We start from the raw sequence: 17,181 nt of genomic DNA, 5'->3' as shown, positions 1-17,181 counted from the left end.
TGCTGGGGAAGGCCTCGCGGGAGCGAGGCGGCTCGCTCGAATCGTTTTGCTTTTTCTACCCCCTTATGCCATCCGGTCGATCGCGGGCGGCTCGTCTCGGTAACTGTTAGTAAACCAACCTTAATCGGTTTTGCGGCCTTGTTCGCAGCTTGGCCAGGTCGAGCCCTGAGGGCGGGCCCTGGATCGGCGGCTGGAACGCCCCTCTGGGTCGTTGCGGCGCCAAGCGCTGGTGCCAGCCGTGATCACAAAGTCGGCTGCCGGGAATTAGCGTCATCAAGCCAAGGAGGATCTGTGCGTCTAGCTTCACTACAAACTTTTACTTTGGTTTTAGGGTTCGCTGTCGTGGGTTGCGCGGGGTCGGACGATTCCTCTGGGGATCCCGGGTCGGGCGGCAGCTCGGCTGGGCCGGGGAGCGTGACCACGGGCGGCGTTACGAGCAGCGGCGTAACGACGACGACGAGCGGGGCCGGGGGCTCGGACGCGTCGAGCAGCGTGACCACGGGCGTCACGACCAGCAGCGGCGCGACGACGACGACGACGAGCGGGACCGGGGGCTCGGACGGGACCGGGGGCGCGGGCGCGACCACGAGCGCGGGCGCGACCACGAGCGCGGGCGCGACCACGAGCGCGGGCGCGACCACGAGCTCGAGCTCGACCGGCGGCATGCCTGCGGCGTGCACGGAGCCCGACAGGGAGGTCTGCAACAATGGGACGAACACCCATTGCGGATACACCTACGAGTACTGGAAGGACTCGGGGAGTGGATGCCTGACCAACAAGAGTGATGGCTTCAGCGTAGATTGGAACAACATCAACAACTTGTTGGGTCGTAAAGGCCTGAGGCCCGGGTCCAAGGACCAGATCGTCACCTACGAAGCCAACTATCGCCCGAACGGAAATTCGTATCTGTGTGTCTATGGGTGGACCAAGGGCCCGCTCGTCGAGTATTACATCGTCGACAGCTGGGGCACCTGGCGTCCGCCGGGCGGCGAGGGGTTCATGGGTACCGTCGACAGCGACGGCGGCTCCTATGACATCTACCGGACCGAGCGGAGGAACCAGCCTTCCATCGAGGGCACCGCGACCTTCTATCAGTTCTGGAGCGTCCGCAAGGAGAAGCGCACGAGCGGCACCATCACCGTTGCCAACCACTTCAACGCATGGCAGCGCCTCGGGATGAACCTGGGGAGCCTGTACGAGGTCTCGATGACCGTGGAAGGGTATCAAAGCAGCGGGCAGGCCGATGTAAAATTCTCGATGGAATGAACGCTGGGCCTTGAGCGTCGCCGCGCGCGGCGCGGATCCCGCCCGCCGAACATCCCGCGTGTCTTTCCTGTCACGGTTTGATAACGGCCGTCGAAGGCCGGGAATGCGTGAATGGCCTCCGGTGCTGGTGCCTCCGTAGTACCTGCCCATGGGTGGGCAGGAGGAGGAAACCACATGCACTGGCTCGAGCACGTTCAGAACCTGCGTCGTCTCACTCCGTCCCGCTCCCTGGGCTTGCGTGCCCTGGTCGGCGTCGGCCTCCTCGCGGGGGCAGGCCTGCTGCTCCCCGAGGTGGCCTCGGCGCAGGAGGAGGACCCCGTTCCCTGCCCGTTCGACGGCGTCCTCTGTCTCTTCGAGGAGGAGGGCTACGGCGGGGAGATCTTCAACGTCCGGGCGCTGAACCCGCAGGTGGGCACGTGCGTCAACCTCCCGGAGCACGGCTGGGAGGGAAGGGCGCACTCGGCTTACAACACCAACGGCGTCGGCGCCGCGATGTTCCCGAACGAGGACTGCCTCGGCTACCCGTACCCCATCTCGGCGGAGAGCGGCCTCAGCCCGCTGCCGTTCATCCCCAAGAGCGTCTACGTCTTCTGACGCCACGATGGGCGGAGCGCCGCCTCCGCTAGAACGCTGAGGCGAAGATCCATTGATGAGAAGAGGACCGCGAGCGCGCCAGGGACGCGAGGGGAAGATCGGACGTCCCTTACAGCTGAACGCGACCAGGCGGCCCTCGCAGCAGCCCTCGCCCCGCAGCCCGATCACGACGCGCCCGCCCCGAAGACCTCCGGTCAACGGGACGGGCGCCGTGATCGCGCTCGGGTGTCAGGGAGCCCGGCCGATGTGGATGAGCCGGTTCGGGAGGCGCTCGTGATCGCGAGCGCCCAACCCGGTGAGGGAGAGGGAGTCCGAGCTCAAGGCCCAGCGCTCATCTCATGGAGAAGTGCACGTTGGCAGAGCCGCTGCTCTGATATCCTTCGACGAGCATCGAGACCTCGTACAGGCTCCCCAGGTTCATCCCCAGGCGCGTCCATGCGTCGAAGTGGTTGCCGACGGTGATGGTCCCGCTCGTGCGCTTGTCCTTGCGGACGCTCCAGTACTGATAGAAGGTCGTGTTGCCCTCGATGGAAGGCTGATTGACGCGCTGGGTCCGGTAGATGTCATAGGTGCCCCCATCGCTGGTGACGGTACCCATGAACCCCTCGCCGCCCGGCGGACGCCAGCTGCCCCAGCTGTCGACGATGTAGTACTCGATGAGCGGGCCCTTGGTCCACCCATAGACACCCATGTACGAGTTGCCGTTCGGCCGGTAGTCGGCGGTGTAGTTGACGACCGTGTTCTTCGTGCCGGGCCTGATGCCTTTACGGCCGAGCAGGTTGTTGATGTTGCTCCACGTCACGTTGAAGCCATCGTTCGTGTTGGTCAGGCATCCGGTCCCGGTGTCCTTCCAATATTCGAAGGTGTAGCCGCAATGGGTGCCAGTTTGATTGGAGCAGAACTGGTTGTCGGCAGCCGTGCACGTGCTGCCGCCGCCCGCGCCGCCGCCGCCGCCCGCGCCGCCGGAGCCGCCCGCGCCGCCGCCGCCGCCCGCACCGCCGCCGCCGCCCACGCCGGTGGTCGCCGAGGAGCTCGACGAGGAGCTCGTGGTCGAGCTCGAGCTGCTGCTCGACGAGGAGGACGTGGTCGTGCCGCTGGTCGTGCCGCCGCTGCCGGTGACCGAGACGATCGAAGGCCGCCCGGTGCCGTTCGCGCAGAACCCGAACTCCGTCGAGCGGCCCATGGGCACCGCTCCGTTATGGTCCACGTTCGTGGTGGTGATCTGCCCGCTCGATCCCGAGGGCTTCGCGTTCCACACGTTGTTCGTCGTCGAGCCGTTGAGCCCGATCCCCACGCTCCAGCCGGTGGTCCCCGGGTTGCGGGTGTTGTTCTTCACCGTCACGTTCGCGCAGTAGCCGCTCCCCCAGTCCGACGTGACGGCGACGTTCGCCGTCATCGAGCGGTCCGAGCTGTCCAACGCGGAGTCGAGGAGCGCGGCGTCCTCGTCGTCCGCGATCTGCTCAACGCTGCACGCCAGCAGGCTGCATGCGACCGTAGCGGATAAGTAGCCAAGTAAGGTAGCGATGCGCATTTAAGATTTCTCCATGATCGAACCGGTTGAGCCGCGGTCTTGTGGTCGAGATGGATTTGTGAACCATCAAGACGCCCGCGAACCCTCCGATTCTTTGGTTAGCGTTAACATTTTCCAGCCCGCGTGCTCGTGATCCGGTGATCACGAATGCTCCCGCGGGCCTGCGCCGACCACATGCCTGGCAATCACGATGTCTGTCGGACGGCTGCTCACATCCGAGTACCGAGTGCGATGGCGCCGGGCATCACTCGGAGAAAGCAAGAACGACTCGGACGAACAGCGACGAGAAGCAAGCAACCCCGGCAAGTAGCATCACTCGGAGTCGGCCCTCGGCGATCCTGCAACCGACTGCGCCGCCCGGCCGAGAACGGTCCGGACCGCCAAGAGGGATTAGGATATTCATACATACGTGGGGGGAAAGTCAAGAGTCTTTTCTATGCCCCCCCATCGCTTGTCCATGCAGCGCTCTCTGCAGCGCCGTGCAAGGTACAGTCCCGTTGCGCGCGTGGGGCCGATTCTCGAACCGGGGTAACCGGTTTTGTGGTGCAAATTCGTGCAGATACGCGCCGGATCGTCGGGGGCGGCCTGACGCATCCACCTCGGGGCCGACGCGCCCAGGGCGCTCCGGATCGAGCATCATCTCTCGAGCGCGGAGCCCGTCGATGCGATAGCGGAGCCGCCCGGAGACAATGTGGTTTACACCCCACACACCGGGTTTGATCGCATGGTTATTTTTCGCGGGCCGCTCGGGATCGAGCCTGCGTCGGACTCTGCCGTTCGCTCGTGCGCGACCGCCCCGTCGGGCACCGCCGGGCGCGGCTCAAAGCACGTACCGGACCCAGCACTCCTTCAGACCTCGCATCAGCAGCGAGAGGTTCCACGCCGGCGCCCTCCCTGTCCGCTCGAACCGCCCCGGGAGGGACGCCAGCACCTCGAGCCCGATCTTCGCCTCGGCGCGCGCGAGCGCCGCGCCGAGGCAGAAGTGGACGCCGTGGCCGAACGACAGCCCCACCTGCCGCTCGCGGTCGATATCGAACCGATCCGGATCCGGAAAGACCCGCTCGTCGCGGTTGGCCGAGCCGATGAGCGCCGCCACGAACGCGCCGGCCGGCACCTCGACGCCCCGGATCTCCACATCGGTCTTCGCCTGCCGCAAAGCGATCTGGCCCGGCGGCTCGAACCGCAGCGCCTCCTCGAGGAAGGCCGGGATCAGCGCCGGGTCCGCGCGGATCCGCGCGTACACCTCGGGGTGATCCATGAGGAGCACCAGCGCGGCGTCGAGCAGGTGGGTCGTCGACTCGAACCCGGCGGCCAGCAGCAGGAAGAGGAAGCTCACGAGCTCGCGCTCGGTGAGCGCGACGCCGTCGAGCCGGGCCGAAAGGAGGTCGCTCACGAGATCGTCCCGCGGGGCGGCGCGCCGCGCCGCGATGACCTCCAGGAGGTACCGCTCGAGCTCGACGATGGTGGCGCGGATGCCCGGCCTCATCTCCGGCGTGGCCGCGGCGGTGGCGACGAAGTCCGCGGTCCAGCGCTGGAAATGGGCGCGCAGCGCCGGGTCGAGGCCGAGGAGATCGGCGATGGCCGCCGCCGGGAGGGGCATCGCGAGCTCGGCGTAGAAGTCGAGCTCGCGCCCGGGCGTCAGCCGCTCGACGAACTCCCGGGTCACCGCGCGCAGCACGGGCTCGATCCGCGGGATCACGCGCGCGCTGAACGCGCGGGTCACGATGGCCCGCGTCTTCGTGTGCTCCGGCGGATCCATGAGCAGCAACGAGTCGGCTATCGGATTGCGATCGAGCCAGGGCGGGAGCACCCCGACCCGGCCGCCCTGCGCCGAGAACAGCTCGGTGTTCTTGAGGGCGAAGGCGACGTCGTCGTAACGGCTGAGCGCCCACAGACCTCCCGGATCGACCTGGCATACCGGAGCGGAGCGGCGCAGCTCCGCATAAAATGGATACGGGTTCGCGCGCAGCTCCGGAGAGAGCAGATTCAGGCGATGGCTCATGCATCCTCCCTGGCGTCGAGCAATTGACGAAGCCCCGCATGGTCCGCGAACGCGCGGACAGCGTCAATGCGCGCGGGCGTCCGGGACGAAGGAAATGACCCCTTCGAGCCAGGGGCGGTTATTGATACAGCGCCAATTTTTCAGGAGGGCGGCGAAACGCGTGGAAACGCGCGACGCGGCGCTAACGGCTGCTGAGCGGCTCCTTGTCGCGCGCCTCCGCGGCGAGGTATTGGCGCAGGTGACGGCGGAGCGAGACCCGCGTGATCCCGAGCGCGCTCGCCGTGCGGGTGACGTTGCCGCCCTGCGCGGCGTAGACCGCGAGGATGTGCCGGCGCACGGCCTCCCCGAGCGACGCGCTCCCCCGCGCCGGGGGCGACGGCCGCAGCGCGCCCGGCGGGCCCGAGCGCGGCGTCGCGGCGGCCGGCCGCGGCGCCGCGGCGATCTCGGGCGGCAGGTGCTCGAGATCGAGCGGCGCGCCGCGGGCGAGGAGGGACGCGCGCTCGAGCACGCTCCGGAGCTCGCGGACGTTCCCCGGCCAGGGGTACGCCTCGAGCTGCGCGAGGGCGCGCGGGGTGATCCCGCCCCGCGGGAGCCCCGCGGCGGCGCTCTGGCGCTCCAGGAAGTGCTCGGCCAGCCGGCGTACGTCGCCGTCGCGCTCGCGCAGCGGCGGGAGCGAGAGCCCGAGCGCGCCGACGCGCTGGTGGAGCCCCTCGTGGAAGGAGCCCTCCACCACGAGAGCGCCCAGATCGCGGGCCGTGGCGGCGATGACGCGCACGTCGGCGACCAGCGCCTCCCCGCCGCCGATCCGGCGGAACGGCGCGCCGTCGAGCACGCCGAGGAGCGGCGGCTGGAGCTCGAGCGGGAGCGCGCCGATCTCGTCGAGGAACAGCGTGCCCCCGTCGGCGAGCTCGAGCAGCCCGGGGCGCGCCGCGTGCCGCCCGTCCGCCCCCGCCTCCACGCCGAAGAGCTCCTCCCGCAGGCGCTCGGCCGGGAGGCGCGCCGCGCTCACCGCCACGAAAGGCCCGCCCGCGCGCGGGCTCGCCGCGTGGAGCAGCCGCGCGCAGAGCTCCTTGCCCGTGCCCGGCTCGCCCGCGATGAGCAGCGACGCGCGCGCGTGCTCCGAGAGCTCGCGCAGCCGCTCCATCGCGCGCGCCCAGCGCTCCGAGGCGCCGACGACGCGCACCTCGCTCTCGTCCTCGATCCACAGGACGCGCGTCATCCCGCCACCGAAGGAGCAGAGGTGTCCGGTGCGCCGGGAAGGGGCTGCGCTTGCTTCCACATCGCATCTCCTCGATTCGTGAGCGACTCGTGGCAATTCGCGGGCAGACGGCGAGCGGCGCGTCTGCCGTTGTCGACGTCACCGCGCTGCCCTCGGCGCAGGCGGCGGCCGGGGATGAGCTACCGGGGACGACGACGGACGCTGGCGGACGATCGGCCGCCAACGGACGCTGGCGGGCGGCCGGCCACAATGATCAACGAAGGACGGTGACTGACAGATGCCGGATGATGTCACCCGGACAGCGACAACCACTCTACCGCGGATCAAGGTCGTGTGGGAAGGGAGAACCCGAGGGGGGCGACCGGCGACGAAGAACTACGTGCTCAAAATTTGTGCGTGCGCGCGGACCTGGGTTAGTCGACCCGTGTACCCGAAAGGAGAGACGACGAGATGAGCTCGAAGCGCAAGACCCCGGCCCGCACGAAGACCACGAAGGTCCCGAGCCCGCTCGCTGCCCCGGCCGCCGCGACGCGGCCGGCCAGCGCGGTCTCCGCCCCCGCCGCCGTCGAGAGGCCCTCTCCGGCCGTGGAGCCGCTCGCGGCCGAGCGCGCGCGCGTCGAGGCCCCGAAGGCCGCGCCTCCGCCCCCGCGCCCGTCGCGCGAGGAGCGGCACCGCCAGATCGCCAAGGTGGCCTATGGATATGCCGAGAGGGCCGGCTTCCGGAACAACCCCGTTGATGACTGGCTGAACGCCGAGCGCGAGGTCGACGCGCGGCTCGAGCGCCTCGCCAGCTGAGATCCCGCGCGGGCGGCCCGCGGCGCCGCCGCGCGCCGGCCCGCGCGCGGTCGACCGGCACGCTGGCGAGATCCAGCGAGGGTGTCCGCGGAAGGGGGAGGAAGGGGGGAGGGGAGGGAGCGCTGCGCGACGCCGCCGCGCTCCGGGGGCCGTCGAGGCTCGTAGAGGCGCCGCGGGATGGGTATCCTCGCGATGGACGTGGGCGATGGGCCCACGGATCGCGGTCTACGCGCGCGCCGGTCGCCTGGACCGCGAAGCTCCGCACCCCGATACTTTCGCCATGCATTCAGGTCACGTCCTCGCCAACCGCTTCCAGCTGGAACGCCTCGCGGGCTCCGGCGGGATGGGCGCGGTGTGGCGGGCGGTCGACCGGCAGAGCGGCCAGGCGGTGGCCCTCAAGGTGATCTTCAACCAGGGCCGGGAGCACGTCGTGCGCTTCCAGCGGGAAGCGCGCCTGCTCGCGGAGCTCGAGCACCCCGCCGTCGCCCGGTACATCGACCACGGCGTGACGGCGGACGGGCTCTACTACCTCGCCATGGAGTGGCTCGAGGGCGAGGACCTCGGCGCGCGGCTGTCGCGCGGGCCGCTCGGGATCGAGGCCAGCCTGATGCTCGTCGGCCGCGTCGCCGAGGCGCTCGCCGCCGTCCACGCGCGCGGCATCGTGCACCGCGACCTCAAGCCGACGAACGTGTTCCTGCCCCGCGGCGACATCGGGAGCGCGAAGCTCATCGACTTCGGCATCGCGCGCCAGGCGGACGCGACCTACGAGCTCACCCTCACCGGCTCGGCGATCGGCACGCCCGCCTACATGGCGCCGGAGCGGGTCCGCGGCGATCTCGACGTCGACGCGCGCGCCGACCTCTACTCGATCGGGTGCCTCCTGTTCGAGTGCCTCACCGGGCGCTCGCCGTTCGTCGCCCAGCACCCGCTGTCGGTCCTCGCCAAGGTGCTCTTCGAGGCCGCGCCGCGCCCGAGCACGTTCTGCCCGAACATCCCGCCGCCGCTCGATCTGCTCGTGACCCGGCTGCTCGCCAAGAACCCCGCGGAGCGCCCCGGGGACGCGGGCGAGGTCGCCGCCGAGCTCCGGATGCTGAGCGTCGTCGAGGGGAGCATGTCGAGCGGCACCGGCCTGCCGACCCCGGCGCTGACGAAGAGCGAGCGCCGGCTCGTCAGCGTCGTGCTCGCGGCCGAGATGAGCGCGGGCAAGCGCGGGCCGCCGTCGGGCCGTCCGCACGCCGCGGCGAGCCCGCCCCCGCGGGCCAACGACACGGTGCTGTCGGGCCACCACGCCACGGTCGTGTCCGGCAGCAGGGAGGCGCTGCCCGCGGACCTGCTCGCGCCGGCGCCCCCGGCGCGGCCCCGGCCCGCGCCGCCGCCGAGCACGCCGTTCCACGAGGTCCGGCAGGCCGCGCAGTCGCACGGCGCGGTCCTGGAGGTGCTCGCCGACGGCTCGGTCGCCGCGGTCGTCGCCGGCGCGGGCTCGCCGACCGATCTCGCCGCGAACGCCGCCCGCTGCGCCCTCTCGATCCACGCGCTCCTGCCCGGGGCGTGGGTGGCGCTGGCGACCGGCTGGGACGTCATCGCCGGGACGCAGGCGGTGGGGCAGGTCATCGACCGCGCCGGCGCGCTGCTCGACGCGCGGGTGCGCCACGCCTCGGACGACCCGTCCTCGGGCCGGCCGGTGCTCATCGACCAGATGACGGCCGCGCTCCTCGGCGATCGCTTCGAGATCGCCGCGGGCGGCCAGGGCCCCACGCTGCTCGGCGCGCGCGAGCCGCAGGACGGCGGGCGCCGGGTGCTCGGCAAGGCGACGCCCTGCGTGGGGCGCGAGCGGGAGCTCCGGGCGCTCGAGGACCTGCTCGACGAGTGCGCCGCCGAGGGGGTCGCGCGCGTCGTGCTGGTCACGGCCGGGGCCGGCGTCGGCAAGTCGCGGCTCGGCGGCGAGCTGATCCGGCGGGTCGAGGCGCGCAGCGAGCCGATCGCGGTGTGGCGCGCGCACGGCGATCCGATGCGCGGCGGGGCGCCGCTCGGGCTGGTCGCGGAGCTCGTGCGGCGGGAGGCGGGCCTCGTCGACGGCGAGCCGCTCGAGGCGCGCCGGGAGAAGCTCGCGGCGCGGGTCGCGCGGAACGTCGGCGCCGCCTCGCGGGAGCGGGTCGCGGAGATGCTCGGCGAGCTCTGCGACGCGCCGTTCCCGGAGAGCCCGGCGCTGCGCGCGGCCCGGCAGGACCGCGCGGTCCTCGAGGAGCAGATGCGGCGGGCGTTCCTCGATTTCCTGCGGGCCGAGTGCGACGCGCAGCCGGTGCTGATCGTGCTCGACGACGTGCAGTGGAGCGACCGGAGCTCTGTGGACGCGCTCGACGCGGCCCTCCGGCACCTGCGGCACCAGCCGCTCCTCTTGCTGGCGCTGGCGCGCCCCGGGGTGCGCGAGGCGTTCCCGGATCTCTGGGAGGACCGCGAGGCGACGGAGATGCGGCTCGGGGAGCTGTCGCGCCGCGCGTGCGAGCGGATCGTGCGCGAGGTCCTCGGCGACGCGCTCCCGGCGCCCGAGCTCGCGGCGCTGGTCGACCGGTCGGCGGGCAACGCGTTCTTCCTCGAGGAGCTCGTGCGCGCGACGGTGGAGCGGCCGGCGGGCGGGCTGCCGGAGACGGTGCTCGCGATGATGCAGTCGCGGATCTCGGCGCTCGAGCCCGAGGCGCGGCGGGTGCTGCGCGCCGGGGCGGTGATGGGCGAGGTGTTCTGGCGGGGGGGGCTGGAGGCGCTGCTCGGCGGGGGCGGGCAGGTGCCGCAGCTCGAGTCGTGGCTGCTCACGCTGGAGAAGCGCGAGCTGCTCGAGCCGCGGCCCGAGTCGACGCTGCGCGGGGAGGTGGAGCTCGCGTTCCGCCACGCGCTGGTGCGGGACGCGGCCTACGAGATGCTGACGGACGCGGATCGGGCGCTCGGCCACTGGCTCGCGGCCGAGTGGCTGGATCGCGTGGGCGGGGACGATCCGAAGGGGCTCGCGATGGTGGACCGGCACCTCGGCCGGGCGGCGGAGGAGGCGCTCGCGCTCGGCAACGCCGACGGCGCGGCGGGGCACCTCGCGCGCGCGGCGGGGGTCCGGGCGCGCCTGGGCCAGTTCGATGGGGCGATCGCCGCGATGACGCGGGCGTTCGAGCTGGCGGACGTGGCGCGGCGCGACCCGGGCGAGCTCGGCGGGTGGGTGGAGATCCTCTCGAAGGCGGTCGGCCACGGGCGCCGGGCGCCGTCGCTCTCGGCGGTCGCGGACCGCATCCTGTCGCGGGTGGACGCGGGCGCCTCGCTCGAGGTGCGGGCGAAGGTGCGCATCGAGCTCGCCCGCGCGCTTGGGGCGACGAACCTGTTCCGGATGTCGCACGACCTGCTCGACGACGTTGTCGAGATGGCGGTCGGGCGCCGCGAGCTCCTGCGCGAGGCGCTGACGGTGGACGTGGAGGTCTCGTGCCTGCAGGGGCAGTTCGCGCGCGCGCGGCGCGCCGCGCTCGACCTCGGCGCGCTCGGGCCGATCGAGGATCTGCGGGGCCTCCTGTCGGTCGCCCTGGCGCGGGCGACGTCGGGCGACCGGGCCGGCGCGATGGAGGCGCTGTCGCGCTCGGAGGCGGCGTCGGAGCCGGGGGATCGGGTGGCGGAGGCCGTGCGGGCGAAGCTGCTCGCGATGATCGAGCTCTACGCCGGGGATTTCCGGGCCGCGGTGCGGGCGTGCGAGCGCGCGCTCGAGCTGGATCGGGCGCTCGGGCTCCGCTTCGACGGGGTCGTCAATTTGCACAACCTCGCGTACGCCTGCGTGCGGCTGGGCGATCACGAGCGGGCGAGGGCGCTGTTCGCGGAGTCGCTGGAGCGGGCGGACGAGGCCGGGTACGACCGGGTGGCGGCCTCGAACCGGATGTACATCGCGTACCTCGACGGGGTGGAGGGGGTGGGGGACGCGCGCGAGCGGCTGAGGGAGCTCATCGCGCGGGCGGAGGAGCAGGGCTACTGGCACGACGTGCTGCAGGGCCGCTGGGCGGCGGCGATGCTGCTGAAGAACGCGCGCAACGACGCGCTCGCGCGGCGCGAGTTCGAGGACCTGCTGGAGCTGTCGGTGCGGCTCGGGGATCCGCTGCTGGAGAAGGACGCGCGCGCGTGGCTCGACCGCGCGGAGCGGTGAGGGGCGGGCGGGAGCCGGCGGGTGAGGGCGGGGGGTGGTGAGGCGCGGCGCCCCTGGCACCTCGCAGAATGACACTACGTGTGTCCGGACGTTTACAGGAGGGCATCCGGAGTGACACTACGTGTGCTCGGACGTTTACAGAAGAGCATCCGAAGTGACACTACGTGTGCCCGGACGTTTACAGGAGACCGTCCGGAGTGACACTACGTGCGCTCGGAAGTTCACAGCCAGGGGGGCCGGCGAACCTGCGCGCCTGGTCCGAGAGGTGCGGAGGCTTCCTGCCGGGGACGCGCGCGTTCCTTTCTTGCTCCTGGCGGTGGCGATCCGGCTCCGAGCTTCACGGCCGCGCTCGGCTGCGGGTACACCCTCAGAATGGCCAAAGCCAAGACCAACAACAAAGACACGGGGAAGGCGCCTGCGTCGCCTCCGATGGGGAAGCACTCCTACCGCGCTTGCTACAAGCGCTTCGCCTCGGCGGCCCTCGCGCTTCCGGACCGGGAGGTCGAGCTCTGCCGCGCCGACGTCCGGATCGCCTTTTCCAACGTGAAGCGGGGCGTCGCGGCGGCTTGCGCCGATCCGGCGCGGATCCGCAGGGCGCTGCCCGAGCTGCCGCTCGATGACGTGCTCGCGCTGCCGGATCTCGGCCGGGCGCTCGTGTTCGCGTCGACCCTCGTGACGGCCAGGCCGGCCAGCAGCCGCGAGATCGAGGCGAAGCTCAGGATCGTGGCCGAGCTGCGGGAGCCGATGCTCTCGCTCGCCGAGACCCTCGCCAGGCGAGGTCTCCTGCCCAGGGACGTCGTGGCGGAGATCCGCGCCGGCAGCGGCAAGTACGACATGGCCAGCGACGGCATGGCGCTGGCCCACCTGTATGAGGAGCACGCGGACGCGCTCCGCGGGAAACACCCCTTCAGCCGGGAAGAGTTCGAGCTGCTGCGGGAAGCGAGCGAGTGGCTGCTCGACACCCTCACGCCCGACGGCGCCCGCCGGCCCGCCGCGAAGCAGCGCGGAGAGGCGGAGGCGATGCGCGACCGGCTCTGGACGCTGCTGGTCCGGCGCCACGCGGATCTGCGGAAGATCGGATACTACTTCCACGGTGATGCCTTCGAGGATGTGACTCCGAAGCTCCAGTCGCGGGTCGTCAAGGGCGCGGCGGAGGAAGCAGAGGAGGAGGCCGGCGAAGAGGAAGAGGCCGACGAGGAGCCCGAGGAAGCGTCGCCGTGAACGGCTCGCGACCTGAGGTTATGGTTCATCTCGCCTGATAACTCACCGAGGCGGGCCGGTCTCCGCCGCCTGCCTCGGGAGCTCGCCGCCGCCTGCCTCGGCGGCGAGCGCCTTCCACGAACCAGCTGCCCGGCTCGATGCTGCGGAGGTCGTACCGCTGCCAGGAGGCCGACAAGCGCTCGCGCCTCGCAGGTCGGTGCGCGACGGCGCACGCTCTGGACGGTACGACCCAGGTTCGTGGTGGTGTTCTCGTCCAGATTCCGTTTGACGCCGAATCCTGTCATCCGAAGAATGGCCCGCGTCGCCGCGTTGCTCGCGTGTTTCGGCAGAGGGGGACGGAGGCGATGAGGACGACAGGCCGGCAGATCCCATCGGCGGCAGGGCTCGCTCTCGTTCTCGGTAGCGTGCCGATGCAGGCAGACGCATCCGAGCTGAGCGCCGGTGTGAGCCTCGGGTGGATCCAGGCCGGGACGGCGTCGCGCCTCGCGGTCGGGCCGCATGCGGGGATCTCGTGGCGCATCACGAGGGAAGTCCTGTTCAAGATGCACGACCTGTGCAGCGTCGTGCCCCCGATCCAGATCGGTGGGGCCGGCGTATACAACCACGCCTCCGTCGCCATCGGATATGCCTGGGCGGACGGCGATTTCAGCGCGGGGCCATCGGCTGCGATCTATTTCATGCCAGCGTGCGGCAAGGCCCTGTGTGGGCGGGTCGCAGGGATGGCCGTGGGCGGTCACGTGCAAACCAGCGCGTACGTTGCCGGACCGCTCGCCGTGTCGGTGAGCGCCAATGTGGATTGGGTCGGCGGGAGCAGTCTTGTGCTTCCAGGTCATTGGTTGGTGCTTGTCGTTGCCGGTCCCGTGCTTCGGTGGAGCGTGAAATGAACATGAATAGAAGATGTTTGCTGGTGATTGTGGTTGTCGCCGTCTGGGTGCTGTCGGCGTGCAACTGGACGGTAGGGGACTGCTATCCCCGCGAGGAGTGGGAAAAGGGCGGCGGTGCAGGCGGACCGGTCGGCCCGCCCGTTCCCGTCATCACCTCCGTCGCGTCGGGGGACTTCGGGGCGGAGCCGCCGGATGGCAGGAAGGAGAAGATCCAGTGCAACAAAACGGAGGACGAAGACGAAGACGAAGAGGAAAGCCCGAGCGACAGCTCGGGGAGGCCGACAGCTAGCCCGACGAGCCCGCCAGATCCCTGCCAGCAGAGCGGCGCTCCGCAGATGGGTTGCAACATCTCGGTGTTCGAACCGTCGATGTTTCAGTTTGTTACGATCGTCGCCTACGACGGTACCGTGGCAGGCGGCTGGCAGGAGGCGACGACGGGGTTGGTGTTCAGACGAAATGGCCGAGGCGTCGACGCGTGCACGGTTCACATCGGAATGCCATTGCGATCTGCGGCTTGGGGGGATATATCGGCGGAGAGGGCAGCGCTCATCAGTTCCGATATGGTGAATCAGATAGCTGCAAAGTTTTATGAAGAAGGGCTCACCGATCTTCCGCCTGGTGTATTCTGCGACAAATTCAAGGGTGAGATGCGCGCACGGTTTGAGAAGGGTGAGGATTACAAGGGCCTCGGTGCCAGGCTTATGAATTGATCCTGCCCTGCTTCCCCGGACGCCCCGAGGTCAATAGGAGGCAGGGATGGGACGGAGAAGGAGGAAAGCATTCGCGCCCGAACTCAAGGTGGAGGCGGTACGGCTATGAAGCACAGTGTTAGAGAACTGCTGGACGTTGTCTACAGATATTACCCATGTGGGATTGACGGGATCGAGCAAGCCGACATTCAGCGCTACAAGGAAACCGAGGAGTACGGCCGTCTGGTGGCCGCGCGGCGGCGCGCGGCAGCGGACGAGCGTTGGCCTGCCTTGCTGCGTCGGATCGAAGAACGATTCCCTGATAGCCCTGTCATGAACGATTCGTTGCACCTGCCTACGGGGTCCTTGGACGCTTGCTACTCTTTTTCGTTTTCTCTGCCAGGTGCGGCCAACGGACGAACGCTGTGGTTTAAAATTAGTTTCCTCGTTCCCTACTATATTGTCTATGGTTATCGCCTGGTCCAGTTTGTGAGGCAGCCAGAGAGATTTAGGGTTGTCTTTGGTGGCATAAATTTCTTTATCCCACGAAGTCCGCGCGATCCGGAGCTCGTGACAAATCCGGATGATGAAAGGCTAAGGAGTGTCACGTTTAATGAGTCGTACATCGACTTCGAGCTATCGGCCGACGAGCTGCCGTACGCAGAGTGGATCGCCCGCGACATTGAAGCGACCTTCGGTTGTGAACGCATGCCGCCTGAGGTCGGCGTCGTGCTCGTGCCGGACGTGACGGTGAACTTAGGGACTGTCGGGGAGGCTAGACTCTACGACTGCTTCTTTACGGCAGGTAATGAATGGGTGCCCCCTTCGCCACGTGAAGCGCGGACACCTGGCGTAGAGGTCGATGCGAGCAGCCTGACAGGGCGATTCGCCGCAGTCCTCAAGGTATTGGCTGCGCTCTACAAGATATTGTGGAGCTTGATGCGAGAGGCGCAGGGCGCCTTCTTCGGGGGGGTGACAACAGATGGGGTCCTGCGCAAAGAGGAAGTGTTGAGGGTGCTTGCAGAGATTCGGGGGTTCATGGATCCGCCGAAGACTCCCCGCGGCATCGCTTCCAAGCGTGAGCTCGAAGGTGCCATCCGCGAGCTCGAAGCGCTGGTCGCTTCGTGGGACGGTGAGGGCGCGCCGCCCTCAGCCATGGTCGCCTGGGCCGCTCGCTTCCTGGATAGCTGGCTCGTGGACGCAGATCCCGGAGCCTCCTCGTAGCCGTCGCCGAGATCCGCGCCGTCCTTCCGGGGCGTGACCGCGACTATTCAGGAAACCGAAGCGTCTCGTGGGCCTCGCCGCTCTCCCCCACCGTCGTGCTGCCATCGTAGTTCCAGCTGGTGCCGCCCTTGCCCGGCTGTCCGAGCTCGATGGTGACGCCCTCGAGCGTGAGCCGGTCCTCGTCGAGGTAGGCGACGCCGATCGAGTCGCCGCCGCGCCCCGGGCCGCCGTAGCCGCCGGGCCCACCCTGGCCGCCCCGGCCGCCGGAGCAGGCGGCGAGTTGATTCCCCAGCGTTCCGCCCGGTGCGCCTCGTCCGCCTCTGCCGCCGTCCTGGGGTTCCCCGCCGTCGCCGCCTGTGCCGCCGAAGTCCGCCGTGATCTTTGTGTCACGCACGGTCACCCGGGCGTGGAGCGCGAGGAGGCCGATGGACGGTTGTGCGTTCGCTCCCCCGCGGCCCCCGCGGCCTCCGCAACCCCCGCCCCCGCCCGAGCCTCCTCCCGGGCCTCCCTCGGACGCCACGCCGCACCGGGCGAGCCCGCCCCGGCGACCGCCGCCGCCGCCGCCGCCCTGGCCCGGCGTGCCCCAGGTTCCCTCGCCCCCCGTGTCGCCCTCCCATCCCGTCTCGGTGAGGCGCCCGATGCCCTTGCCGGGCGCGCCCTGCGTCCCCGGCGCCCCCGGGCCGCCGCTGAATCCGTCCTCGCAACTGCGGTTGTCCTGCTCCCCGATGCCGCCGTGTGCGGGCGACAAGAGGTCGGCGGGCTCGCCGTCGCCTCCGTCCTCGGCGCTGTCGGGCCGCCCGTCCCCTCCCTTGCCCCCGGTGCTCGTGACCCCGTTCTCGCACCGATTCACGACCGCAGGCCCGCCGGCGACGACGGCCGCCGAGCACGCGTCCCCACCGAACATGCCATCCGGTCCGTCCGGTTGGAGGTGCTCCCAATCCTTGCCAGGCTGGCCTCCGTCTCCTCCGCCGGCGGAGATTTCGCTCCGCAGGATCTCCACCTCCGTGTTGGACTGAACGAGCACGCCGACCGAGTACCATGATGGGATGTAGAGATCGGCGAGCGTCGACACCCCGTCCGCGGCGCCGCTGTCCTCGGGGCCTGCGGGCTCGACGATCACCTCGGGGCCGAGGAACGCCCTGTGGTTCAACAGGGTCCGCGGGAGCCGGGCGTCGCGCACCCAGTCCCAGCAGTTGAAGCCCCCGCGGAGATCCACGCCGGAGGGCACCCGGATCTGATACACGATGAATCCCTCGTTGCAGAGGAACACGCGCCCTCGCCCAACGCGCGCGAGCTCGATGGCGCGCTCGATGGTGTACACCGGGTTCGCCTTCGTGCCGGGGTTCCTGTCGTCGCCGCCTCCGACGTTCCCGGCGACGAACACGCCGCAGCCGTCGTCGAGGATGTCGGCGGCGACGTGCTCGACGCAGACCGACTCCGGGGGCGGCTCGTCCTCGCACGAGGTGCCTTCGCAAGGCGTCGCGCCAGGGTCGTTCACGCTGGGCGCAGTTCCGCAGCCCGTGGCCCACGGGGACAGCAGAAGGACCAAGGTCGCCGCGGTGCTCTTTCTCATGTGGGTCTCCTGATGGGTGCC

General features: G+C 70.1%; 13 protein-coding genes. 8 read left to right on the top strand and 5 right to left on the bottom strand.

Annotation, left to right across the window (positions count from 1 at the left end; genetic code table 11):
* Positions 1-414 precede the first annotated feature (414 nt).
* Both WMF20_RS38840 and WMF20_RS38835 read left to right on the top strand, forming a co-directional pair.
* The gene (locus WMF20_RS38840) at positions 415-1,266 is read left to right on the top strand and encodes a glycoside hydrolase family 11 protein (RefSeq protein ID WP_437606812.1); all 852 of its coding nucleotides are present in this window, start codon (positions 415-417) and stop codon (positions 1,264-1,266) included.
* Between the two features lie 174 nt (positions 1,267-1,440).
* The gene (locus WMF20_RS38835) at positions 1,441-1,860 is read left to right on the top strand and encodes a peptidase inhibitor family I36 protein (RefSeq protein WP_437606811.1); all 420 of its coding nucleotides are present in this window, start codon (positions 1,441-1,443) and stop codon (positions 1,858-1,860) included.
* A 331-nt stretch (positions 1,861-2,191) separates the two neighbouring features.
* Here the strand turns inward: WMF20_RS38835 and WMF20_RS38830 are convergent, their stop codons facing one another.
* From WMF20_RS38830 to WMF20_RS38815, 4 genes are all read right to left on the bottom strand, one after another.
* Positions 2,192-3,256 (bottom strand): glycoside hydrolase family 11 protein, encoded by a 1,065-nt coding sequence (locus WMF20_RS38830; RefSeq protein WP_437606810.1) that lies wholly within the window; start codon positions 3,254-3,256, stop codon positions 2,192-2,194.
* A gap of 556 nt (positions 3,257-3,812) precedes the next feature.
* On the bottom strand, positions 3,813-4,112 hold the full coding sequence (locus WMF20_RS38825; protein ID WP_437617208.1) for a hypothetical protein: 300 nt from the start codon (positions 4,110-4,112) through the stop codon (positions 3,813-3,815).
* Between the two features lie 99 nt (positions 4,113-4,211).
* The gene (locus tag WMF20_RS38820; RefSeq protein WP_437606809.1) at positions 4,212-5,393 is read right to left on the bottom strand and encodes a cytochrome P450; all 1,182 of its coding nucleotides are present in this window, start codon (positions 5,391-5,393) and stop codon (positions 4,212-4,214) included.
* 181 nt (positions 5,394-5,574) lie between these two features.
* Positions 5,575-6,672, bottom strand: coding sequence for a sigma 54-interacting transcriptional regulator (locus tag WMF20_RS38815; RefSeq protein WP_437606808.1), 1,098 nt, complete (start codon positions 6,670-6,672; stop codon positions 5,575-5,577).
* Between the two features lie 390 nt (positions 6,673-7,062).
* Here WMF20_RS38815 and WMF20_RS38810 point away from each other — a divergent pair, with 390 nt between their 5' ends.
* From WMF20_RS38810 to WMF20_RS38785, 6 genes are all read left to right on the top strand, one after another.
* The gene (locus WMF20_RS38810) at positions 7,063-7,407 is read left to right on the top strand and encodes a DUF2934 domain-containing protein (protein ID WP_437606807.1); all 345 of its coding nucleotides are present in this window, start codon (positions 7,063-7,065) and stop codon (positions 7,405-7,407) included.
* A gap of 280 nt (positions 7,408-7,687) precedes the next feature.
* Entirely contained in the window at positions 7,688-11,569 is a 3,882-nt protein-coding gene (locus WMF20_RS38805; RefSeq protein WP_437606806.1) for a protein kinase domain-containing protein, read from the top strand.
* A gap of 372 nt (positions 11,570-11,941) precedes the next feature.
* A complete protein-coding gene (locus WMF20_RS38800) occupies positions 11,942-12,790 on the top strand; it encodes a hypothetical protein (RefSeq protein WP_437606805.1) in 849 nt (282 codons plus the stop codon).
* A 410-nt stretch (positions 12,791-13,200) separates the two neighbouring features.
* Positions 13,201-13,674 carry a hypothetical protein gene (locus WMF20_RS38795; RefSeq protein WP_437606804.1) on the top strand — a complete coding sequence of 158 codons (474 nt, stop codon included), beginning with the start codon at positions 13,201-13,203 and terminating at the stop codon, positions 13,672-13,674.
* Positions 13,671-14,384, top strand: coding sequence for a hypothetical protein (locus tag WMF20_RS38790; RefSeq protein WP_437606803.1), 714 nt, complete (start codon positions 13,671-13,673; stop codon positions 14,382-14,384). The genes WMF20_RS38795 and WMF20_RS38790 overlap by 4 nt, the downstream gene beginning before the upstream one ends.
* Before the next feature lie 105 nt (positions 14,385-14,489).
* Positions 14,490-15,587 carry a hypothetical protein gene (locus WMF20_RS38785; protein WP_437606802.1) on the top strand — a complete coding sequence of 366 codons (1,098 nt, stop codon included), beginning with the start codon at positions 14,490-14,492 and terminating at the stop codon, positions 15,585-15,587.
* Between the two features lie 43 nt (positions 15,588-15,630).
* On the opposite strand, the gene WMF20_RS38780 is transcribed toward WMF20_RS38785, so the two are convergent.
* On the bottom strand, positions 15,631-17,160 hold the full coding sequence (locus tag WMF20_RS38780) for a hypothetical protein (protein ID WP_437606801.1): 1,530 nt from the start codon (positions 17,158-17,160) through the stop codon (positions 15,631-15,633).
* Positions 17,161-17,181 lie beyond the last annotated feature (21 nt).

It is taken from the genome of Sorangium sp. So ce834 (genome assembly GCF_051521425.1).
GTDB classification, from domain to species: domain Bacteria; phylum Myxococcota_A; class Polyangia; order Polyangiales; family Polyangiaceae; genus Sorangium; species Sorangium cellulosum_D.
Note: the sequence above shows the minus strand (reverse complement) of the source record. Positions and strands in the feature narration are given on the sequence as shown.